Source organism: Streptomyces sp. NPDC088706 (assembly GCF_044752765.1).
GTDB lineage: Bacteria > Actinomycetota > Actinomycetes > Streptomycetales > Streptomycetaceae > Streptomyces.
Map to the genome: position 1 here is coordinate 34,539 of NZ_JBIVLW010000001.1, position 20,051 is coordinate 54,589.

A 20,051-nucleotide genomic window follows, 5' to 3' on the forward strand; every position below is an offset into this window, starting at 1 on the left:
GGGAGTGTTCTCCCCGGGCCCCCGCCGTGCGTCAGCTCCCTCTTGCGCGGGGGCGGCTCCCCGGTGTGCTGTGGGACCTGGTGGTGTGGCACGCGGCCGGAAGCGGGTGCTGCTCGCGGTGGTGGACGGGGACGCGGCCCCGGAGAAGGTGAGCGGCACGGTCTACCGGCTGCTGCCCGGACCGGTGGACGGCCGCGGTCTCGACCGGGTGACGGCGGGCGACCTGGTCGCCGCGCTCGGCTGACCTGAAGGGCGCTGCGGGGCCGCCGAGTTGCGGGGCCCGGAGCGGTGTCCGGCGTGCGGCCCACCCGGTCGGCTAGGGGACTGTCAGTCGTGGCCCGTATTCTCTGTGACCATGCTCGACGACCTCCAGACAGCCGCACCGTGGCCGACCGCCTACCCCCAGGGGTACGCGGTCGTCGACGTGGAGACCACCGGCCTCGCCCGCGACGACCGGATAGTGTCCGCCGCCGTCTACCGGCTGGACGCCCTGGGCGATGTCGAGGACCACTGGTACACGCTGGTGAACCCGGAGCGGGACCCCGGCCCCGTCTGGATCCACGGGCTGACCAGCGATGTGCTGGAAGGCGCACCGCTCTTCCCGGAAGTCGCCGCCGAGTTGTCGGCGCGGCTCGCGGACCGGGTGCTCGTGGCACACAACGCGGCGTTCGACTGGTCGATGATCGCCCGGGAGTACGCCCGCGCCTCGGTGGTCGCCCCGGTCGAGCAGCGGCTGTGCACGATCGCGCTCGCCAAGGAGCTGCGGCTGCCGCTGCCCAACCACAAGCTGGCCTCCCTCGCCGCCCACTTCGGCGTCGTACAGCAGCACGCGCACCACGCCCTGGACGACGCCCGGGTGCTGGCCGAGGCGTTCCGGCCGAGTCTGCACGCGGCGGCCCGGGGCGGGGTGCGGCTGCCGTTGCTGGAGTGCCGTCCGCTGACCGAGTGGTCCGACTCGCCCGTCGCCCCACGCGTGGGGTATCAGCCCTTCCGGCAGCCGAACAGCTGGCGGCCCTCGCGCAAGCGGCCCGCCTGCCCGTATCCCAACCCGGGGCGGTACGAGAAGGAGAGGCCGCTCAAGCAGGGGATGCGCGTGGCGTTCTCCGGGGACACCTCGATCGACCGGGAGCTGCTGGAGGACCGGGCGGTGGAGGCGGGTCTGCACGTGGCGACCAGCGTGTCGCGGCTGACCAGTCTGCTGGTGACCAACGACCCGGACGCGGCGACCTCCAAGACGCAGAAGGCGAAGGCGTTCGGCACACCGATCCTGGAGGAGAGCGCCTTCACCCATCTGCTGCGGGATGTGGCGCCCGCCGATGGGGCCGTACTGCCGCACCAGGCGCCTCCGCCGTCATCGGAGTGAACCGGGCGCGACTCGCCCGGCGCCCGCTCGCCCGGCGCCGCCGGGCGTCCCACCCTGTGGCGCATGGCACGTTGTGAGGTTTGCGGAAACGACTACGGCATGTCCTTCGAGGTGCACGCACAAGGTGCGGTGCACGTCTTCGACTGCTTCTCCTGCGCCATCCACCGCATGGCGCCGATCTGCGAGCACTGCCGGGTCCAGGTGATCGGGCAGGGCGTCGAGGCCGACGGGCACTGGTACTGCGGCGCCCACTGCGCCCGCGCCGAAGGGAAGGCGGGCATCGTGGACAAAGTATGACGGATCGATCCGCTGCGGGGCTACCCCGGCGCCACCCCTGAGTGCCGCACCCCATGGCCCCGGTTGTACGGTCATGGGGTGTACCGCTTCCTGTTGACCCGGCAGTGGGTGATCCTCACCCTCCTCGCCCTCGTACTGATGCCGACGATGGTCGAGCTGGGTTTCTGGCAGTTGCACCGGCATCAGCACCGGGTCGCGCAGAACGAGCTGATCTCGCGGAACCTCCGGGCGGAGCCGGCGCCGGTCACCGGCCTCACCTCCCCCGGACACACCGTCCCGCGCGCCGACTACTGGCGGGCGGTGACCGCGACGGGCACGTTCGACACCGAGCACGAGGTGGTGGTCCGCCGGCGTACGTCGGACGACGACCGGATCGGCGTCCATGTGCTGACCCCGCTGGACCTGAAGGACGGCTCCACCGTCCTGGTCAACCGGGGCTGGGTCCCCGCCGCGCCGAACCAGACGGACTACCCGGACGTGCCGCCCGCCCCCCGCGGCGAAGTGACCGTCACCGGACGGCTCAAGGCGGACGAGACCACCGGCAGCAGCGGCATCAAGGACCTGGCGGGGCTGCCGGACCGGCAGGTCATGCTGATCAACAGCGAGCAGCAGTCCCAGCTGCTGTCCCGGGAGGTCCTGGGCGGGTACATCGAGCAGACCGCCCCGCAGCCGTCGGGCGGGCTGCCCGAGCAGATCGCCGCCCCCGACGACAGCTCGATCGGCGCGCACATGGCGTACGCCGTCCAGTGGTGGCTGTTCGTCGCCGCCGTCCCGGTCGGCTGGCTCATCCTCGTACGGCGGGAGAAGCGCGACCGCGAGGAGGCCGCCACGCGGGGCGCAGCGGCCGACGAGGCCTCCGAGCAGCCGGAACCCGCGAGCGCCTGAGAGTTCCGGCACACCATCGGGCTGCTTAATCCGGGTCCGGTTCGGGAACACGCCACAGCGTGACCCCACGCATCGAGGACTACGCTCTGATCGGCGATCTCCAGACCGCCGCGCTCGTCGGCAGGAACGGTTCCGTCGACTGGCTCTGCCTGCCCCGCTTCGACTCCGGCGCCTGCTTCGCGGCGCTGCTCGGCGACGAGGAGAACGGCCACTGGCGCATCGCCCCCCAGGGCACCGACCCCACGGACACCTGCACCCGGCGGGGCTACGTAGGTGATTCGCTGGTCCTGGAGACGTACTGGGAGACCCGGACCGGCACGGTCAAGGTCACCGACTTCATGCCGCAGCGCGACAAGACGCCCGACCTGATGCGGATCGTCGAGGGCGTCAGCGGCACCGTCGACATGAGCTCCGTCCTGCGGCTGCGCTTCGACTTCGGTTCGGTGGTGCCCTGGGTCCGCAAGTCGCACGGACACCGGGTCGCGGTCGCCGGCCCCGACTCCGTCTGGCTGCGCAGCGAACCGCCGGTCAAGACGTGGGGCCAGCAGTTCAGCACCTGCTCCTCGTTCACCGTCACCGAGGGCGAGAGCGTGGCCTTCGTGCTCACCTGGCACCCCTCGCACTCGCAGCGCCCGAAGCTGATCGACCCGGACAAGGCGCTGCGGCACACCCTGCACGACTGGGCGAAGTGGACCGACCGGTGCACCTACGAGGGCCCCTACCGCGAGGCCGTGCTGCGCTCGCTGATCACGCTGAAGGCGCTGACGTACGCCCCGACGGGCGGCATCGTGGCGGCTCCGACCACCTCGCTGCCGGAGGAGATCGGCGGCGTACGGAACTGGGACTACCGCTTCTGCTGGCTGCGGGACGCCACCCTCACCCTCGGGGCGATGCTCTCGGCCGGCTATCTGGAGGAGGCGGCCGCCTGGCGCGACTGGCTGCTGCGGGCCGTCGCCGGGGACCCGGCGGACCTCCAGATCATGTACGGGCTCGCGGGCGAGCGCCGGCTCCCCGAGATGGAGCTGCCCTGGCTCGCCGGGTACGAGGGCTCCCGCCCGGTGCGCACCGGCAACGCGGCGGTCCGGCAGAAGCAGTTGGATGTGTACGGCGAGGTCATCGACGCGCTTCGGCTGGCCCGCGTCGCCGGTCTGGACGACAAACCGCACGCCTGGAACCTCCAGCTCAGCCTGCTCGGCTTCCTGGAGTCGAGCTGGCGTGAACCGGACGAGGGGCTGTGGGAGATCCGTGGTGCCCGCCGCCACTTCGTGCACTCCAAGGTGATGGCCTGGGTCGCCGCCGACCGGGCGGTGTGCTCGCTGGAGGAGAACCCCGAGCTGCCCGGTGACGCGGACCGCTGGCGGGCGATGCGGGACGCCGTGCACGCCGAGGTGTGCGAGCGGGGGTACGACCCCGTGCGGAACACCTTCACCCAGTCCTACGGGTCGAAGGAGCTGGACGCCGCGACGCTGCTCATCGTACGGACCGGGTTCCTGCCGCCGGACGACCCCCGGGTCATCGGCACGGTCGACGCGGTCCGCGAGGAGCTGGGCAGCGACGGACTGGTGCGCCGCTACAGCACCGAGGGTGTCTCCGTCGACGGACTGCCGGGCGACGAGGGGGCGTTCCTCGCCTGCTCGTTCTGGCTGGTGGACGCGTTGGAGCGGATCGGCAGGCCCGGCGAGGCGCGGGAGCTGCTGGAGCATCTGCTGTCGCTCCGCAACGACGTGGGGCTGCTGGCCGAGGAGTACGACGTCGCGGCCGGGCGGCAGCTGGGCAACTTCCCCCAGGCGTTCAGCCATATCGGACTGGTGAACTCGGTGGTCGACCTCGGCGGTCAGGACCCGGCAGGATAGGGCCATGGATCTGGGACTGAAGGACCGCGTGTACATCGTCACGGGCGCGACCCGGGGCCTCGGCAACGCCACGGCACGGGCGCTGGCCGCCGACGGGGCGAAGGTGATCATCACCGGCCGGGACGGGAAGAGCGTGGCGGAGGCCGCAGCCGAGCTGGGCCCGGATGCCGTCGGTCTCGCCGCCGACAACGCCGACCCGAGCGCCGCCCAGCGGCTGGTGGACGCGGCACGGGAGCGTTTCGGGCGGCTCGACGGCGTGCTCATCAGCGTCGGCGGGCCCGCGCCGGGCTTCGTCGCCGACAACACCGACGACCAGTGGCAGACGGCTTTCGAGACGGTGTTCCTCGGGGCGGTCCGGCTCGCCCGGACGACCGCCGCCGCACTGGGCGAGGGCGGCGTCATCGGCTTCGTGCTCTCCGGTTCGGTGCACGAGCCGATCGCCGGACTGACCATCTCCAACGGGCTGCGCCCCGGTCTCGCCGGTTTCGCCAAGTCGCTCGCCGACGAGCTGGGGCCGCGCGGCATCCGGGTCGTCGGGGTGCTGCCCGCCCGGATCGACACCGACCGGGTCCGTGAACTGGACGCGCTCTCCGGCGACGCCGAGGCCGCCCGTACGGCCAACGAGGCGCGCATCCCGCTGCGGCGCTACGGGAAGCCGGAGGAGTTCGGGAGGACCGCGGCCTTCCTGCTCTCCCCCGCCGCCTCGTATCTGACGGGGATCATGGTGCCGGTCGACGGCGGGCTGCGGCGCGGCTTCTGAAGGCCCCGGCCTCTTCCCCGTACGTACACGGCCAGCGGGCCCCAGCCTCTTCCCCGTACGTACGGGCCCGAGGGCCGCGGCTCTCCGTGCGTACGGGCCCGGGGCCGCGGCTCTCCCTGCGTACGGGCCCGAGGGCCGCGGCCTCGCACGTACGGGCCGCCGATCCCACCGACCGCCCACGGGCCGTCAGGACACCCGCTCCGCGCGGTGCTTGGCGGCCCGCAGCCGTACCTCGGCCGGGAGCTCGTCCAGGCCCGCCGACGCGCGGGCATGGGCCAGTGCTCCGTCGGCCACCGCGTTCAGGGCCTGGCCAGGGGCGGCGTCCGGCTCCATCAGCAGCCGGAGCCGGGCCTTCGGTGCGGTCCGGCGGCCGGTCAGGGCCGCCTGGGCGCGGGCCACTCCGTCCACCTCGCCCGCCTCGTCGGCGATCACGCCCTCCAGCGCCTTGCCGCGCACCCGCGCCCCCTCACCGTCGCCGCTGTCCACCAGCACCTCGGAGAGGCGGCCACGCCGGAGCTGGGCGAGGAACCACCACAGGGCGAGGACGACCAGCACGGCGAGGACCGCGATCACGGTCGGCCACCACCAGCCCTCGTCGCGCCAGCGACCCCGGTCGGCCGCGCTGAGCAGCACGTCGTTCTTGCCGTCCCAGGGCCACCAGGACGGCAGCGAGGCGCCGAGGCCGACGGCGAGCACCGCTCCGCCCACGACGATCAGCAGGAGCCCGGCCAGGGCCAGCAGGACCCGGTTGACGGTGGAGCGCATGCCGCTCATCCCTTCTTCGCCGGTCGGTTCACCTGGACGGAGAGGCCCGGCGGCTTCGCCAGGCCCAGCTCACCGACGGCCGCGGCCAGCACGGTGTCCAGGTCGCCGCGTACGTCGTCGAGTTCCCGGAAGTGCGAGAAGGCGCGCACCTTCGCCTTCTTCCGCCCCATCCGGACCCGGACGGACTGCACTCCGGCCACCTCCACGGCCCGGTCCCGCAGGACCTGCGCGGCGGCGTCGCGGTCGAGTCCGGCGCGTACGCCGGCGCGTTCGCGGCGCATCGGCAGCAGGGCGCGGAGCCCCGGGGTGAGGGCCAGCAGGAGCAGCCAGAGGCCGATCAACGCGGCGACCCCTGCCCCGATGAGCACCACGACATCGTCGACCTTCCGCTCCGCGAGGCCGTCGGCGAGCGAGCGCCGCCACTGCATGGCCGGGTGCCCGGCCCGTACGGCGGCGATGTCGTAGAGCAGCAGCCCGGCGGCGCCCAGGAGGACCAGGGCCAGCAGGGCGGCCGGCACCCGGCGCGCGGACCAGAAGCGGCCGGCCCGGCCGCCGCCCTGTTCCAGGGTGGGGACCGGATCATGGGCGGCGGAGCCCGCGCCCGTCCCGGGCGGGTGCCGGTCGTCGCCGCCCTCGTCCAGCGTGGGCATGCGCCGGGTGGAGCCGGTGGGTTCGACGGGTTCGGTCATCGGATCCTCCCCTGTGCTCCGCTCGTCGCCGGGTGCAGCCGTTCGACCTGGACGGCCACTTCGGGCACGTCCATGCCCGCCAGCGTCTTGACCCGCTGGGCGACCCTGCTGCGTACGGCACCGCACTGGCGGCCGATGTCGCAGGGGTAGCCGAGCTCCAGGCTGACCCGTACGCGGGCGGAGTCACGGTGCACGGTGACCGTGGCGCGCGGGGAGGACCCGTTCTCGGGCGGATCGTCGACGGCTTCCTTCGCCGCCTGCGCGGCGATCTTGGCGACGACCCGGTCGGCGATCCGGGTCTCGCCCCGTTCGGCGGCGGCGACCCGCCCGGTCACCGCGGTCACCGCCGTCGGTCGCCGCGCTCGCGACTCCGGAAGAAGTCGCCGGGTTCCAGGTCACCGTCGAGGAAGCGGCCGGCGATGAAGCCGACCGCCCCCAGCGCGGCCACCAGTACGAAGGCTCCGAATCCGCCGAAATACCCGGCGAACCCGAGCGCCATGCCGGCCAGCAGACCGACCACAGCCATGCTCATCGTCTCTCCTCAACTGCCTTGCGGCGGGGAACGCGGAAACTACTGGACGCGCTGTTGGTCGCCATCGTCCTCGTCGTCGTCCTCGTCGGGCAGCTTGACGTCGCTGACCGCGATGTTGACTTCGACGACTTCGAGGCCGGTCATCCGCTCGACCCCCGCGATGACGTTCTCGCGTACGTCGCGCGCGACGTCGGCGATCGCGACGCCGTACTCGACGACGATCTCCAGGTCGAGGGCGGCCTGCGACTCGCCGACCTCGGCCTTCACCCCCCGGGTGACGGACTTGCCGCCGCCGGGAACCCGGTCGCGGACCGCACCGAAGGTCCGGGACAGGCCGCTGCCCATGGCGTGGACACCGGCCACATCGCGTGCGGCCATTCCGGCGATCTTCTCGACGACGCCGTCGGCGATGGTGGTACGGCCCCGGGTACCGGGGTCGCCTCCGCCGCGCTTGCTCAGGGGAGGCTTGCCGGAACCGCTGTCGGGGCTGTTGCGCTGGGGGGTCTCAGTCATCGCCGCTCTTCCCTTCGGGGGCAGGGTTGGGACTTCCTGGCCCACGTTAAGTGCGCTTGCCCGGTCCCGCGCCGTGGATACGGCAGGCTGGGGGGATGACGACGGAGCGTGGCCCGCAGAGGGCGGACGGATGGACAGCCGCGGTACGGCAACGACTTGGCCTCGGCAGACTGCTCCCCCTGGGTGGTGCCGTGGACGGGGCGTGGATCGCGGAGACGGCGGCGGCCTCGGTGCTGCGCGGGGCGGCGGTGCCGGGTGCGGTGCTGGGGACGCTGAAGATCGGACCGGCCCGGGCGGCCGTCGGGACGGACCCGCGTGCGGAGGCGGGCCCGGCCGGGGCGGGCCTTGCGGGGGTGGGGCCGGCCGGGGCGGGCTCCGTGGGGGCGGGGCCGGCCGTGCCTCCGGCGCCGCCGAGCGCTCTGCCGCCCGGGCCGCTGAGGATCGAGGCGGAGTTCCGGGCGGCCGGTGACCGTCCGCTGCCCGACGCGGCGGCCGCCCTGCGCGCGGCGCTCGTCACGGCGGCCTCGGCCCGGCTCGGTCTGGAGGTCGCGGAGGTGGACCTGCGGGTGACGGCATTGCTCGAGGACGGTGCGACCGAACAGGTGACGGCCCCGTCCGCCGCGTCCTCCGCCTCCGCCTCGGTGCCGACGGCCGAGGCGGAAGGGCCGGCGGCGCGGGCCGCCGCCGCGGTGCCGGGTGTCGTCTCGCTGACCCGGGTCCTGGGCAGTGCGGTGCACACCGCCGAGGACCACATCCGGATCGAGCTGGCGACGGCCGGGGACCACCGGGCGCTGGACGTGGCCCGGTCGGTGCGCACGGCGGTGTCGGCGGCCGCGGCGGACGGGCTACCGGTGTCGGTGCTGGTGACCGACGTGGTTCCGCAGGCCGGCGGCACCCCTTAGTCGGCTTGGTCGGTCCGGTCGGTCCGGTCGGTCCGACCGGTTCAGTCGGTCCGGTCGGTTCAGTCGGTGATGCCCGCCAGATCGCGCAGCCTGCGGCCCTGGGCGGCCCGCTCGGCGATGCGCTGGTCCTCGTAGTCACGCGAACCAGCGCCGCTGAGCAGGGCCTTGGTCTCCACGACGGCGTCGCGCGGGGCGGAGATCAGCGCGGCGGCCAGGTCGCGGGCCGCCCCGTCGAGCTGGTCGGCGGGGACCACGAGATTGGCGAGGCCGGTGCGCTCGGCCTCGTCGGCGTGCACGAACCGTCCGGTGGCGCAGATCTCGAGCGCACGGGCGTACCCCACGAGGTTCACCAGGGGGTGGGTGCCCGTGAGGTCGGGGACGAGGCCGAGGCTGGTCTCGCGCATGGCGAACTGCACGTCTTCGGCGACGATCCGCAGGTCGCAGGCGAGGGCCAGCTGGAAGCCGGCGCCGATGGCGTGGCCCTGGACGGTCGCGATCGACACGAGGTCGTTGCGGCGCCACCAGGTGAACGCCTCCTGGTACTCGGCGATGGTCGCGTCGAGCTCGGCTTCCGGGCCGCGTGCCATGTCGAGGAAGGACGGCTCGCCGTCGAATCCCTCGGGGGTGAACGCCTGCCGGTCGAGGCCCGCGGAGAAGGACTTGCCCTCGCCGCGGAGCACCACGACCCGGACATCCCCGGGCAGCGCCCGTCCGGCTTCGGTCAACGCCCGCCACAGAGCGGGAGACTGAGCGTTGCGCTTGGCCGGGTTGGTGAGCGTCACCGTGGCAACCGCGTCTTCGACGGTGAGCCGTACGCCGTCCTTGTCGAGCACAGGGTCGAGCGAGGTCATGGGGCGCCTCCGGATCGGGTGCAGTCAGCACTCAGAAACTAAGTGACTGAACAGTAACCACCCGGACGACCTGGCGGTCAGCCGGGTGGCCACCCCGAATTCCGATGAGTCCCTGGGGTCCGCCCCACCGGTGAGCGGCTCAGGCCGAAGCGGCCTTCTTGCCTCGTGTGGCTCCGCCGCGGCCTCGCAGCGTCACTCCGGACTCACTGAGCATCCGGTGGACGAACCCGTAGGAGCGGCCGGTTTCCTCGGCCAGCGCCCTGATGCTCGCACCGGAGTCGTACTTCTTCTTCAGGTCTGCCGCGAGCTTGTCACGCGCGGCGCCGGTCACCCGGCTGCCCTTCTTCAGAGTCTCGGCCACCCGTGCCTCCTCTATGGGAAGTGCGCTCTGGACTCTCATGATCACCCCTCCCGCGCTTCCTGGCCACCCATTCGGCAAGGTCGGTACGGCCGGATTCCGGACCGGGGAGCGCTCCGACCGATACGGAATCCTGCATTCCGGGCGGCGACCGGGGCGTACGGCGCCTACCTGCGAAGGAACCGGCAGGTCAGAGCCGTACGAGGAGTCGCCCCCCGGGACGGGGCGGGCGGCGGGTGAGCGCCGGGCTCAGCACCGGGGTACGAGACGTCCTCACGCAGATGGTGGATCACGCGTAGGCCGAATGATCTATCCGGAGGGGGATCAGGCGAGGGCGACGAGGTCCCGGTAGTCGGCACCCCAGAGGTCCTCGACACCGTCCGGGAGCAGGATGATGCGCTCCGGCTGGAGCGCCTCGACCGCGCCCTCGTCGTGGGTGACGAGGACGACGGCGCCCTTGTAGGTGCGCAGTGCGCCGAGGATCTCCTCTCGGCTGGCGGGGTCGAGGTTGTTCGTCGGCTCGTCGAGCAGGAGCACGTTGGCGGAGGAGACGACCAGGGTGGCGAGCGCGAGCCGGGTCTTCTCGCCGCCGGAGAGCACCCCGGCCGGCTTGTCGACGTCGTCGCCGGAGAAGAGGAACGAGCCCAGCGTCTTGCGGACCTCGACCAGGTCCAGGTCGGGCGCGGCGGAGCGCATGTTCTCCAGGACGGTGCGCTCGGGGTCGAGGGTCTCGTGCTCCTGGGCGTAGTAGCCGAGCTTGAGGCCGTGGCCCTCGATGACCTGGCCGGTGTCGGGCTTCTCCGCGCCGCCGAGCAGGCGCAGCAGTGTGGTCTTGCCGGCCCCGTTGAGTCCGAGGATGACGACGCGGGAGCCCTTGTCGATGGCGAGGTCGACGTCGGTGAAGATCTCCAGCGATCCGTACGACTTCGACAGTCCCTCCGCCATCAGAGGGGTCTTGCCGCAGGGTGAGGGCTCGGGGAAGCGGAGCTTGGCGACCTTGTCCGAGACCCGGACGGCCTCCAGGCCCGCCAGCAGCCGGTCGGCCCGCTTGGCCATGTTCTGGGCGGCGACGGTCTTGGTGGCCTTGGCGCGCATCTTGTCGGCCTGCGAGTTGAGGGCCGCGGCCTTCTTCTCGGCGTTCTGGCGCTCACGCTTGCGGCGCTTCTCGTCCGCTTCGCGCTGCTGCTGGTAGAGCCTCCAGCCCATGTTGTAGACGTCGATCTGCGAGCGGTTGGCGTCGAGGTAGAAGACCTTGTTGACCACGGTCTCGACGAGGTCGACGTCGTGGGAGATCACGACGAAGCCGCCGCGGTAGGACTTCAGGTAGTCGCGCAGCCAGACGATCGAGTCGGCGTCCAGGTGGTTGGTCGGCTCGTCCAGGAGCAGGGTGTCGGCGTCCGAGAAGAGGATCCGGGCCAGCTCGACACGGCGGCGCTGACCGCCGGAGAGCGTGTGCAGGGGCTGACCGAGCACCCGGTCGGGCAGGTTGAGCGCGGCGGCGATGGTGGCGGCCTCGGCCTCGGCGGCGTAACCGCCCTTGGTGAGGAACTCCGTCTCCAGGCGCTCGTACTTCTTCATCGCCTTCTCCCGGGTGGCGCCCTTGCCGTTCGCCATCCGGTCCTCGTTCTCGTGCATCTTGCGCAGGATCTCGTCGAGACCGCGGGCGGAGAGGATGCGGTCCCGGGCCAGGACGTCGAGGTCGCCGGTGCGGGGGTCCTGCGGGAGGTAGCCGACCTCGCCGGAGCGGGTGATGGTGCCGCCCGCCGGGGTGCCCTCGCCCGCCAGGCACTTGGTGAGGGTGGTCTTGCCCGCCCCGTTGCGGCCGACCAGGCCGATGCGGTCGCCCTTGGCGATACGGAAGGAGGCGGACTCGATGAGGATGCGGGCGCCGGCACGCAGCTCGATGCCGGAAGCGGTGATCACGGAAAAACTCCAGGGCAATATGGACGGCGGAGGGACGAGGGCGGAGGTCTCTCGACGCCGCTAATGCGCAAGGAGAATGGCCATGGCCCCCATTCTACTGGCGGTGTGCAACTGCTTTTCCGCGCGCCCGCCGGGGGTAGCCGTCCGATACTCGGCGCAGGGCGGGCACCCGGCCCCCCGGCCCGAGGATGACGGAGGTGCGACCGTGCAGTTCGACGACGACGCCGATCTGGACACGTCCGAGGTCCAGGATGTGCGCGGCAGCCGGATTCCCGGCGGGCGGGCCACCGTGGGCGGCGGTGTCGTGGGGGTGATCGCCCTGATCCTGGGGCTGCTGTTCGGCGTGGGCCCCGATCAGCTCGGCCTCTCGTCGGACGGTTCGGACCCCGCGGCCACCTCCTCGTCGGCGGCGCGGGTGCAGGAGAGCTGTCTGAAGGGCCAGGACGCCAACAGCCGGGACGACTGCCGGACGGTGGCGGTGGTCAACAGCGTGCAGGACTTCTGGCGCCAGGAGTTCCAGCGCCGGGGCGGCGGCTACGGGGCCGCCCCGACGGTCCTGTTCAGCGAGCGGGTCGGCACCGCCTGCGGGGCGGCGACCTCGGCGGTGGGGCCGTTCTACTGCCCCGGTGACCGGAAGGTCTATCTGGACCTCGGCTTCTTCGACGAGCTGCGGACGAAGTTCGGCTCCAGCGGCGGTCCGTTCGCCCAGGCATACGTCGTGGCGCACGAGTACGGCCACCACGTGCAGAACCAGATGGGCACGCTGGGCCGGTCGCAGGACGGGCGGCAGGGGGCGGACAGCAACGCGGTGAAGGTGGAGCTGCAGGCCGACTGCTACGCCGGGGTCTGGGCGCACCACGCGACGACGACGCCGGACGAGTCGACGGGCCGGCCGCTGATCACGGAGCTGACCCGGGCGGACATCCGGGACGGCCTGGACGCGGCGGCGGCGGTCGGGGACGACCGCATCCAGGAGCGGTTCCAGGGCCGGGTCACCCCGGAGTCCTGGACGCACGGTTCGTCCGCGCAGCGGCAGCAGTGGTTCTCCACGGGGTTCCGCAGCGGCGACATGGGGCAGTGCGACACCTTCGCCTGAGCCGGGCCGCCTGTGACCTACCCCTGACCTGCGGAGACCCGTTCCAGGAGGGCATTGTCAGTGCCCGGTGGAAGACTGAGACGCAGATCACATCAGGAGAGGTGAGGGTGATGGCGGGCGTGGCACAGGGTGTTCCGACGATCTATCCGACAGTGCTGTACGACGACGCGAAGGCAGCGATCACGACGTTGACGCGCGGCTTCGGCTTCACCGAGGAAGCGGTCTACGAGGGCGAGAACGGCAGCGTGCTGCACGCCGAGCTGTCCTGCGGCAACGGCAGGGTGATGCTCGGCTCCAGGGGCAGGGAGGGTGTGTTCGCCCGGGCGATGGCGGGCGCGGGCCCGGCGGGGGTGTACGTGGTGGTGGACGAGGTGGACGAGCACTTCGCCCGGGCCCGGGATTTCGGCGTGGAGATCCTGATGGAGCCGACGGACCAGGACTACGGCTCACGGGACTACATGGCCCGGGACGCCGAGGGCAACGTGTGGAGCTTCGGGACGTATATGCCGGGGTCCGCCGGCTGAGCGGCGGGGCCCCCGGTGGCGGAGGGGCTCGGACCCCGGCGGTGTGGAGCTGGAACGCGGCCCGGCGGATCCCGGCGGGCGCGGATCTCGGACCCCGGCGGTGTGGAGCTGGAACGCGGCCCGGCGGATCCCGGCGGGCGCGGGTCTCAGGCCCCGCCGGTGTGGACCTGGAACGCGGCCCGGCGGACCGCCTTGGCCAGGGCCGGGTCCGGGTGGGCGGCGGCCAGGGCGACCAGGACCTGGACGGTGCGCGGGTGGCCGACGGCCCTGACCTCGTCGAGCAGGGCCGGGACGGTGCCCTGGACGGCGGAGTCGAGGTGGCGCACCAGCAGGCCGGTCTCCCCGTGGTCGGCGACGGCGGCGGCGGTGTCGACCCAGAGCCAGGTGGCCTCCTCGCGGCTGAGGATCTCCTGCGCGTCGTCCGGGTCCACTCCCTCGTACTCGGCGAGCCAGAGCAGCGCGTAGGGCCGTAGCGACGGGTTGGTGACCACGGCGCGGACCTCGGGCTCGGCGGGGGCGCCGACGACCCGCAGCGCCTCGAAGGCCAGCCCCCGCAGGAGCGCGTCCTCGCCCCGGGCGACGGCGAGCAGTTCGGCGACGGCACTGCCGACCGTACGGGCGGCGAGCCAGGCCCGGTATTCGTCGCGGGCCGGCCCCGGGGTGAGCCGGGCGCAGCCGAGCAGCATGTCGGCGGCGGACTGCTCGATGTTCCCGGCGGGGCTCTGGGCGGCGACGCAGATCTGTTCCAGCTTGACCCAGACCGCCCAGTTGCCGAGCGGGGTGAGGGTGGCGTGGCCTTTGCCGAGGGTCAGCGCGCCGACCGCGGCGAGGCCCTCCAGGGCCCAGTCGAGCAGCAGGGCGTCGAGGTCGGCGCTCCGGTCCGGTGCGGGTGCGGGGCGTCTGTCGGGCGGAGCGCTCGGACCGGCCGCCCGGCCCGTCCCGTACGGCACCTCGCAGCGCTCCTCCTGGAGTTCGGCGATGCGCTGGGCGAGGAGGTCCAGGAGGGCGGGTACGGGGACCGGGCCGGCGGAGAGCTGGAGGAGGGAGAGCACCTGGGGCACGGCCTCGACGGCTTCGGCGACCGCCCCGGCCTCGATGCCCTCGGGCGCGGCGTGGACGAGCGACCAGGCGTCGAAGAGCGCCACCCAGCCGCGCAGCACGGCCGAGTCGTCCCGGTCCCAGGCCCGCAGCCGCCAACCGGGGCGGGCGGTGTCGCCGTGCAGCTCGATGAGGCCGGCCAGCCGGGCCCGGTCCCAGCCCGCACGCACCTGTGCCGGGGAGATCTCCAGGGCCGTCGCGGCCCGTTCGAGGGCCTGGGTGGCGAGCGGTGCGGCGCTGCCGGGGGCGCCGGCCGCCCAGTGGGCGATGCGCACGGCGTCGGCGAGGACCGCCCTGGCCTGGCGGGCCAGTTCCGTGCGGGGTGGGGTGCCCTCGGGGGGCCGGGGGGCCGGCCGGGTGCGCCGGGTGGACACCGCCCTGCGGGCGGTGGCGAGGGGTCGCGGGCGGACAAGTCGCAGCCTGGAGTCGCGCGGGGTACGGGACGTCACGGGAGCAGTCTTGCCTCTGACGGCCCGAAAGCCCAAACGGAAGGCGTTTCACCGGCACCCCCGGGGTTACCGGGGGTGCGGTGACCGGAGGGCTCGATCGCCGCATCGCCTCACATCAGGGGCGTGAGGAAGCGTCTGAGGGTCTCCTCGTAGCGGCCGGGATCGGCGTTCCACATCGACGCATGCGGAGCCTGCCGCACGGTGTGGAGGCTGACCAGGTCCGGGCGACGGGCGGCGAGCTCCCGGGACGGGCCCCAGGGGGCGATGGTGTCGTCCGGGCCGTGCAGGATCAGTGTCGGGGTGGGCAGCGCGTCGGGCAGGGAGGTGTCCAGGAGCGGGGCCGAGATCATCCCGGTCCTGCCCTGGGCGGCGCGGACGGCCAGCGGCAGCAGGGCGGCGGGGACGCCTCGGGCGGCCGCCAGGGCGCGCAGGGTGGTCTGCCAGTCCATGACCGGGGAGTCCAGGACGAGGCCGCTGACGCGGTCGCGCAGCGGGGAGTTGACCGCTGCGTGCAGGGCCATGGAGGCGCCGGTGGACCAGCCGTACAGGATCACGTTCCGGGCGCCGTAGCGCACGGCGTAGCGGATGGCGGCGTCCAGGTCGCGCCACTCGGAGGCGCCGAGGTGGCCGAGGCCGTCGGCGGGGCGGGGGGCTCCGGCGTCGCCCCGGTAGGCGATGTCCAGCACGGGGATCCGCCGGCCGGCCAGGAAGTCCATCACGTTCATGGGGTGTTCCCGGGTGGTGCCCAGGCCGTGGGCGGTGATGGCCCAGGTGTCGCGCTCGCCGGGCACCCACCAGGCGGGCAGTCCGCCGAGCTCGCCGGGGATCTCGACCTCGCGGTACTCCAGGCCGAGGGCGCTGCCGGGGTCGCCGCGGTACAGCTCGGGGGTGAGGCGGACCTTCATGCCGGGTTCGAGCAGGCCGCGGGTGACCCGCTCCAGTCGGCGGACGACGGTGTCGGCGGTGGATTCGGCCCCCTCGACGACGGGGCCGACCACGGCGTGCACGCCGGGGCCCTCGATCCCGTACGTACCGGGGCGGAGCGCGGTGAGGGAGCGGGTCAGGGTGATCCGCTCGATCGCCGTGGCGTGCACGGTGAGTCTGCGGTCGGTGGGGAGGGGACGTCCTGGCGCCGCCTTGAGGGCGGCGTCGCTGGCGTACCGGCCGGCCGCGACCGCTGCCGCACCGGCGCCGAGGAAGGTGGTGACGGCCGTTGCCGTCGCAGTTGCCGGGCGCACCGCTCCAGTGTGGTGGGGCGGGCGGCGCGGTGCCAGTGGGCGGGGCCGTCCGGTGCGGCCGGGCCGGCGGGCGGTGCCGGTGGGCGGGGCCGTCCGGTGCGGCCGGGCCGGCGGGGGCCCGGACCCGGGTCCCTCACTCCGGCTGCCCGTACCCCTGGAGCGCGTCGGCCACCTCGGCCAGCTGGGCTTCGGTGAGCAGGGCCGGGCTGCGCCCCGGCAGGGCGCTCGCGGTGAGCCAGAGCCGGCAGAGCCACTCCAGCTGGGCGGTGCGCTCGTACGCCTGGTCGAGGGTGGAGCCGTAGGTGACGGTGCCGTGGTTGGCGAGCAGGCAGCCGGTGCGGTCGCGGAGGGCGGTGAGCATGGCGTCGGCCAGTTCGGGGGTGCCGTAGCGGGCGTAGGGGGCGGTGCGGACGGGGCCGCCGAGGATCGCGGCCGCGTAGTGCACGAGGGGCACCTCGGTGACGAGGGTGGAGACGGCGGTGGCGTGCACCGCGTGGGTGTGGACCACGGCGGCGGCGCCGGTCTCCCGGTAGACCGCGAGGTGGAGGGGGAGTTCGCTGGTCGGCCCGAGGTCCCCGAGGACCTGCCGCCCCGCCAGGTCGACCCCGACCGCGTCCCGCGGTCCGAGCCGGTCGTAGGGCACCCCGCTGGGGGTCACCAGGACCAGGTCTCCGACGCGGGCCGACACATTGCCGGAGGTGCCGACGACCAGCCCGTCGGCGGCGCTGCGGCGGGCGGCGCCGACCACCTGCCGCCAGGCCCGGGCGACGGATTCCGGCTGCTGCTCGCTCATGGGGCGAGCGTAGGGCCGGAGGCACGGAACCGGAACGCCATCACCCGAGTGACGGGGATCTCTTCCGGCCCGGGACCGCCGGTCAAGAACTTCACCGATGAGGGGCAAAGACCAGACCAGCCGGTGCCCCACCGGTCTCCCACAGCCCCTGCCGCACACAAGCGGAACCACCACCTGCCGGTTGGGGTCACCACAGCGCCCCGCTCAGTTCATCTTCCGTTCACTCAGGTTGCCTACGGTCCATGTGCCACTGACGTCGAACGATTGCCTGGGTAAATGGAACACATCACGCTGCTGCTTGCGATTGTGGTCGTAACAGCTCTCGTGTTCGATTTCACGAACGGTTTCCACGACACCGCCAACGCGATGGCCACCACCATCTCGACCGGCGCACTGAAGCCCAAGACAGCGGTGGCCATGTCCGCCGTTCTCAACCTCATCGGCGCGTTCCTGTCGGTGGAGGTCGCCAAGACGATCTCCGGCGGGATCGTCAACGAGAACGGCCTCAGAACCGAGGTCATCTTCGCGGCGCTCGTCGGCGCCATCCTGTGGAATCTGCTGACCTGGCTGGTCGGCCTGCCCTCCAGCTCCTCCCACGCCCTGTTCGGCGGTCTGATCGGCGCCGCCGTCATGTCGGCCGGCTGGTCCTCGATCAACGGGGGCACCGTCGTCACCAAGGTGCTGCTCCCCGCGATCGCCGCCCCGCTGGTCGCCGGTCTCGCCGCGATGCTGGCCACGAAGCTGACGTACCGGATCAACCGGAACGTCACCGACGAGAACCAGCTCAAGTCGACGGCCAAGGGCTACCGGGCCGGACAGATCGCCTCGGCCGGTCTCGTCTCGCTCGCCCACGGCACCAACGACGCCCAGAAGACGATGGGCATCATCACCCTGGCCCTGGTCACCGGCGGCGTCCTGGCCCCCGGCTCCAACCCGCCGATGTGGGTCATCGTCTCCGCCGGTGTGGCCATCGCGCTCGGCACCTACCTCGGTGGCTGGCGCATCATCCGCACCATGGGCAAGGGCCTCACCGACCTGAAGCCGCCGCAGGGCTTCGCCGCCCAGACCAGCGCGGCGACCGTCATCCTGGCCTCCTCGCACCTCGGCTTCTCGCTCTCCACCACCCAGTCCTGCTCGGGTGCCGTGATGGGCGCGGGCCTCGGCCGCAAGGGCGGGGTGGTCCGCTGGTCCACCGCCACCCGGATGTTCGTCGCCTGGGGCCTGACGCTCCCGGCCGCGGGTCTGGTCGGCGCGGGTGCCGAGTTCCTCACCAAGCAGGGCCCGTGGGGCATCACCGTCACCGCGATCCTGCTGGTCGGTGGCTCCTTCGCCATCTGGCTGGCCTCGCGCCGCCAGCCGGTCGACCACACCAACGTCAACGACACGGACAGCGACGAGCCCCAGGGCATCGTCACCACGGCCATCGCCGCGGTCCAGCCGCCGCCCATCGGCTCCCACCCCGACCTCATGACCACCATCCCGGCTCCGGCCGCAGCGCCGGACGACACGGCGCGGCCCTCGGCCACGGTGTAAGGACAGATCCGTATGAAAATCGACTGGGCAGCTCTCGCCTCCGTCTTCGGTGTCAGTCTCGTGGTCACCGTCGCACTGGTCGGCGTCTTCACCCTGGGCATCGTCGCCCTCTCCAAGCTGTCGGCCCCGGCCGCCGGCGGCGCCGTCGGCGGTTCGGCCGTGCTGGCGCGCACCAGCGCGTACGCCTGCTTCGCGGCCTGCGTGGCGGCGGTCGCGTACGGGATCTATCTGATCGTCGCCTGACGCGCCCCAGCGCACTCCCCCGGGCCGGACACACCACCGTGTGTCCGGCCCGATGTGCGTCTGCGCACACCGGCCCCCCGCAGGTCAACAGCAAGTTGACGGTTGTTCTCGCAGCGTGGTGGACTGCCGGAGCCATTCACGGCGACAGAAGAGGAAGCCGGTGCGAATCCGGCGCGGTCCCGCCACTGTCACCGGGGAGCACTCCCCCACACCGGATGTCACGGCCCTCACCACACGGGCTGGAAGGCCGGGGGAACTGCGGATCCGGAAGCCAGGAGACTCTCGTCGCCGGTCACGTCGAACCAGGGCGCGGACCCTGAGTTAAGGACTTAACGCCATGCCTGGCCGCCGAGCGCCGCATCCGTTGCCCCCGCACACCGGAACCTCCCGATCCACGACGGCCTGACCCGTGCGTGTCGATCGCGTCTTCGCGTACGGCGCCACCGCCGGGCTGATCGCCGACGCGGCTCTCGGCGACCCTCGGCGGGGTCACCCCGTCGCCGGTTTCGGCCGGGCCGCCGCGCGGGTGGAGTCGCTGCTGTGGCGTGACGACCGGGCCCGGGGCGCGCTGCACACCCTGCTCTGCGCCGGAGGCGCCGTGGGGGCCGCCGCGCTGGCCGCCCGCGCCGTACGGGGCCGCCCCGGGCTCGCCGTCGCGCTGACCGCCGCCACCACCTGGTCGGTCGTCGGGGGTACGTCGCTGGGCCGGGAGGCCCGCGCCATCGGGGGCGCGCTGGCCGCCGGGGACCTGGAGGTGGCCCGGGAGCGGCTGCCGCACCTGTGCGGGCGCGATCCGCACTGCCTGGACGGGCCGCAGATCGCCCGTGCCGTCGTGGAGTCGGTCGCCGAGAACACCTCGGACGCCGTCGTCGGCGCGCTGGTGTGGGGGGCGATCGGCGGCGTGCCGGGACTCGTCGGGTTCCGGGCCGTGAACACGCTCGACGCGATGGTCGGTCACAGGTCGCCCCGCTACCGCCGCTACGGCTGGGCCTCGGCGCGCCTGGACGATCTCGCGGGGTGGCCCGGTGCCCGGCTGACGGCCGCGCTGGCCGTGGTGGGCGGCGGGCGGCCCCGGGAGGCCGTACGCGCCTGGAAGGCGGACTCGGGGCGCCATCCGAGCCCGAACGCGGGACCGGTGGAGGCCGCGTTCGCGGGAGCGCTCGGCGTACGGCTCGGCGGGACGCTGGCGTACGCGGGGCGCGTCGAGCACCGGCCGGTGCTGAACGGGCGGTCCGGGCGCGAGGTGCGGAGCGCGGACATCGAACGCGCGGTGCGGCTGTCGCGCCGGGTGGGTGCGCTGGCCCTCGGCGTGTGCGTGGTGGGCCGGACGGTCGCGGGCCACCTGGTCGCGGGACGGAGGCGGGGACGGTCATGAACGGTCCGGCA

The 20,051-nt window shown here is 73.1% G+C and carries 23 protein-coding genes and 1 riboswitch; of the genes, 12 read left to right on the forward strand and 11 right to left on the reverse strand.

Annotated elements, in window-relative coordinates; genetic code table 11:
* Nucleotides 1-85 precede the first annotated feature (85 nt).
* From ACIQAK_RS00180 to ACIQAK_RS00205, 6 genes are all read left to right on the forward strand, one after another.
* Complete coding sequence (locus ACIQAK_RS00180; protein WP_366388547.1) at nt 86-244, forward strand: hypothetical protein; 159 nt, start codon at nt 86-88, stop codon at nt 242-244.
* A gap of 105 nt (nt 245-349) precedes the next feature.
* Complete coding sequence (locus ACIQAK_RS00185; RefSeq protein WP_366388546.1) at nt 350-1,363, forward strand: DEDDh family exonuclease; 1,014 nt, start codon at nt 350-352, stop codon at nt 1,361-1,363.
* A 63-nt stretch (nt 1,364-1,426) separates the two neighbouring features.
* Nucleotides 1,427-1,660: a hypothetical protein gene (locus tag ACIQAK_RS00190; protein ID WP_006123591.1), complete on the forward strand. Its 234-nt coding sequence runs from the start codon at nt 1,427-1,429 to the stop codon at nt 1,658-1,660.
* 78 nt (nt 1,661-1,738) lie between these two features.
* Nucleotides 1,739-2,545 carry an SURF1 family protein gene (locus tag ACIQAK_RS00195; protein ID WP_366388545.1) on the forward strand — a complete coding sequence of 269 codons (807 nt, stop codon included), beginning with the start codon at nt 1,739-1,741 and terminating at the stop codon, nt 2,543-2,545.
* A gap of 59 nt (nt 2,546-2,604) precedes the next feature.
* Nucleotides 2,605-4,398 (forward strand): glycoside hydrolase family 15 protein, encoded by a 1,794-nt coding sequence (locus ACIQAK_RS00200; RefSeq protein ID WP_366388544.1) that lies wholly within the window; start codon nt 2,605-2,607, stop codon nt 4,396-4,398.
* A gap of 4 nt (nt 4,399-4,402) precedes the next feature.
* Entirely contained in the window at nt 4,403-5,158 is a 756-nt protein-coding gene (locus ACIQAK_RS00205; protein WP_366388543.1) for an SDR family oxidoreductase, read from the forward strand.
* Nucleotides 5,159-5,344: 186 nt separating this feature from the next.
* On the opposite strand, the gene amaP is transcribed toward ACIQAK_RS00205, so the two are convergent.
* From amaP to ACIQAK_RS00230, 5 genes are read right to left on the reverse strand one after another with little or no spacing between them, the layout of a single operon-like run.
* Complete coding sequence (gene amaP, locus ACIQAK_RS00210) at nt 5,345-5,932, reverse strand: alkaline shock response membrane anchor protein AmaP (protein ID WP_366388542.1); 588 nt, start codon at nt 5,930-5,932, stop codon at nt 5,345-5,347.
* The gene (locus ACIQAK_RS00215) at nt 5,929-6,612 is read right to left on the reverse strand and encodes a DUF6286 domain-containing protein (protein WP_366388541.1); all 684 of its coding nucleotides are present in this window, start codon (nt 6,610-6,612) and stop codon (nt 5,929-5,931) included. The genes amaP and ACIQAK_RS00215 overlap by 4 nt, the downstream gene beginning before the upstream one ends.
* Nucleotides 6,609-6,956: a hypothetical protein gene (locus ACIQAK_RS00220; RefSeq protein ID WP_366388540.1), complete on the reverse strand. Its 348-nt coding sequence runs from the start codon at nt 6,954-6,956 to the stop codon at nt 6,609-6,611. Before ACIQAK_RS00220 ends, ACIQAK_RS00215 begins: the two co-directional genes overlap by 4 nt.
* The gene (locus tag ACIQAK_RS00225) at nt 6,953-7,144 is read right to left on the reverse strand and encodes a hypothetical protein (protein ID WP_266537133.1); all 192 of its coding nucleotides are present in this window, start codon (nt 7,142-7,144) and stop codon (nt 6,953-6,955) included. Before ACIQAK_RS00225 ends, ACIQAK_RS00220 begins: the two co-directional genes overlap by 4 nt.
* Nucleotides 7,145-7,183: 39 nt before the next feature.
* On the reverse strand, nt 7,184-7,657 hold the full coding sequence (locus ACIQAK_RS00230; protein WP_366388539.1) for an Asp23/Gls24 family envelope stress response protein: 474 nt from the start codon (nt 7,655-7,657) through the stop codon (nt 7,184-7,186).
* A gap of 95 nt (nt 7,658-7,752) precedes the next feature.
* Here ACIQAK_RS00230 and ACIQAK_RS00235 point away from each other — a divergent pair, with 95 nt between their 5' ends.
* Nucleotides 7,753-8,559 (forward strand): hypothetical protein, encoded by an 807-nt coding sequence (locus ACIQAK_RS00235; protein ID WP_366388538.1) that lies wholly within the window; start codon nt 7,753-7,755, stop codon nt 8,557-8,559.
* Between the two features lie 59 nt (nt 8,560-8,618).
* Here ACIQAK_RS00235 and ACIQAK_RS00240 read toward each other — a convergent pair whose 3' ends face one another.
* The 3 genes from ACIQAK_RS00240 to ACIQAK_RS00250 all read right to left on the reverse strand — a co-directional run bounded on the left by ACIQAK_RS00240 (nt 8,619) and on the right by ACIQAK_RS00250 (nt 11,691).
* The gene (locus tag ACIQAK_RS00240) at nt 8,619-9,410 is read right to left on the reverse strand and encodes an enoyl-CoA hydratase/isomerase family protein (RefSeq protein WP_366388537.1); all 792 of its coding nucleotides are present in this window, start codon (nt 9,408-9,410) and stop codon (nt 8,619-8,621) included.
* Nucleotides 9,411-9,549: 139 nt separating this feature from the next.
* Nucleotides 9,550-9,771 carry a helix-turn-helix domain-containing protein gene (locus ACIQAK_RS00245; RefSeq protein WP_006123601.1) on the reverse strand — a complete coding sequence of 74 codons (222 nt, stop codon included), beginning with the start codon at nt 9,769-9,771 and terminating at the stop codon, nt 9,550-9,552.
* Nucleotides 9,772-10,092: 321 nt separating this feature from the next.
* The gene (locus ACIQAK_RS00250; protein ID WP_366388536.1) at nt 10,093-11,691 is read right to left on the reverse strand and encodes an ABC-F family ATP-binding cassette domain-containing protein; all 1,599 of its coding nucleotides are present in this window, start codon (nt 11,689-11,691) and stop codon (nt 10,093-10,095) included.
* A 205-nt stretch (nt 11,692-11,896) separates the two neighbouring features.
* Here ACIQAK_RS00250 and ACIQAK_RS00255 point away from each other — a divergent pair, with 205 nt between their 5' ends.
* The gene (locus ACIQAK_RS00255; protein WP_366388535.1) at nt 11,897-12,787 is read left to right on the forward strand and encodes a neutral zinc metallopeptidase; all 891 of its coding nucleotides are present in this window, start codon (nt 11,897-11,899) and stop codon (nt 12,785-12,787) included.
* A gap of 110 nt (nt 12,788-12,897) precedes the next feature.
* Nucleotides 12,898-13,311, forward strand: coding sequence for a VOC family protein (locus tag ACIQAK_RS00260; protein WP_366388534.1), 414 nt, complete (start codon nt 12,898-12,900; stop codon nt 13,309-13,311).
* Nucleotides 13,312-13,457: 146 nt separating this feature from the next.
* Here the strand turns inward: ACIQAK_RS00260 and ACIQAK_RS00265 are convergent, their stop codons facing one another.
* From ACIQAK_RS00265 to ACIQAK_RS00275, 3 genes are all read right to left on the reverse strand, one after another.
* Entirely contained in the window at nt 13,458-14,783 is a 1,326-nt protein-coding gene (locus tag ACIQAK_RS00265) for a hypothetical protein (RefSeq protein WP_366388619.1), read from the reverse strand.
* Between the two features lie 185 nt (nt 14,784-14,968).
* Nucleotides 14,969-16,096 (reverse strand): alpha/beta fold hydrolase, encoded by a 1,128-nt coding sequence (locus tag ACIQAK_RS00270; protein WP_366388533.1) that lies wholly within the window; start codon nt 16,094-16,096, stop codon nt 14,969-14,971.
* A 133-nt stretch (nt 16,097-16,229) separates the two neighbouring features.
* A complete protein-coding gene (locus tag ACIQAK_RS00275; RefSeq protein WP_366388532.1) occupies nt 16,230-16,889 on the reverse strand; it encodes a class II aldolase/adducin family protein in 660 nt (219 codons plus the stop codon).
* Nucleotides 16,890-17,165: 276 nt separating this feature from the next.
* On the opposite strand from ACIQAK_RS00275, the gene ACIQAK_RS00280 reads away from it, so the two are divergent.
* From ACIQAK_RS00280 to ACIQAK_RS00290, 3 genes are all read left to right on the forward strand, one after another.
* Nucleotides 17,166-18,422 (forward strand): inorganic phosphate transporter, encoded by a 1,257-nt coding sequence (locus ACIQAK_RS00280; RefSeq protein WP_366388531.1) that lies wholly within the window; start codon nt 17,166-17,168, stop codon nt 18,420-18,422.
* A gap of 12 nt (nt 18,423-18,434) precedes the next feature.
* Nucleotides 18,435-18,665, forward strand: a complete 231-nt coding sequence (locus ACIQAK_RS00285; protein ID WP_366388530.1) for a hypothetical protein — start codon at nt 18,435-18,437, stop codon at nt 18,663-18,665.
* A 101-nt stretch (nt 18,666-18,766) separates the two neighbouring features.
* Nucleotides 18,767-18,968, forward strand: a riboswitch (cobalamin riboswitch).
* Nucleotides 18,969-19,074: 106 nt separating this feature from the next.
* Nucleotides 19,075-20,040: a cobalamin biosynthesis protein gene (locus ACIQAK_RS00290; RefSeq protein WP_366388529.1), complete on the forward strand. Its 966-nt coding sequence runs from the start codon at nt 19,075-19,077 to the stop codon at nt 20,038-20,040.
* The last annotated feature ends 11 nt before the right edge of the window (nt 20,041-20,051 follow it).

What these genes read in the sequence shown, in the direction of transcription:
- ACIQAK_RS00190 (WP_006123591.1), top strand. Translation starts at nt 1,427, where the DNA reads ATGGCACGTTGTGAGGTTTGCGGAAACGACTACGGCATGTCCTTCGAG.
- ACIQAK_RS00225 (WP_266537133.1), bottom strand. Translation starts at nt 7,144, where the DNA reads ATGAGCATGGCTGTGGTCGGTCTGCTGGCCGGCATGGCGCTCGGGTTC.
- ACIQAK_RS00260 (WP_366388534.1), top strand. Translation starts at nt 12,898, where the DNA reads ATGGCGGGCGTGGCACAGGGTGTTCCGACGATCTATCCGACAGTGCTG.
- ACIQAK_RS00235 (WP_366388538.1), top strand. Translation starts at nt 7,753, where the DNA reads ATGACGACGGAGCGTGGCCCGCAGAGGGCGGACGGATGGACAGCCGCG.
- ACIQAK_RS00215 (WP_366388541.1), bottom strand. Translation starts at nt 6,612, where the DNA reads ATGACCGAACCCGTCGAACCCACCGGCTCCACCCGGCGCATGCCCACG.
- ACIQAK_RS00230 (WP_366388539.1), bottom strand. Translation starts at nt 7,657, where the DNA reads ATGACTGAGACCCCCCAGCGCAACAGCCCCGACAGCGGTTCCGGCAAG.
- ACIQAK_RS00275 (WP_366388532.1), bottom strand. Translation starts at nt 16,889, where the DNA reads ATGAGCGAGCAGCAGCCGGAATCCGTCGCCCGGGCCTGGCGGCAGGTG.
- ACIQAK_RS00205 (WP_366388543.1), top strand. Translation starts at nt 4,403, where the DNA reads ATGGATCTGGGACTGAAGGACCGCGTGTACATCGTCACGGGCGCGACC.
- amaP (WP_366388542.1), bottom strand. Translation starts at nt 5,932, where the DNA reads ATGAGCGGCATGCGCTCCACCGTCAACCGGGTCCTGCTGGCCCTGGCC.
- ACIQAK_RS00280 (WP_366388531.1), top strand. Translation starts at nt 17,166, where the DNA reads ATGGAACACATCACGCTGCTGCTTGCGATTGTGGTCGTAACAGCTCTC.
- ACIQAK_RS00240 (WP_366388537.1), bottom strand. Translation starts at nt 9,410, where the DNA reads ATGACCTCGCTCGACCCTGTGCTCGACAAGGACGGCGTACGGCTCACC.
- ACIQAK_RS00285 (WP_366388530.1), top strand. Translation starts at nt 18,435, where the DNA reads ATGAAAATCGACTGGGCAGCTCTCGCCTCCGTCTTCGGTGTCAGTCTC.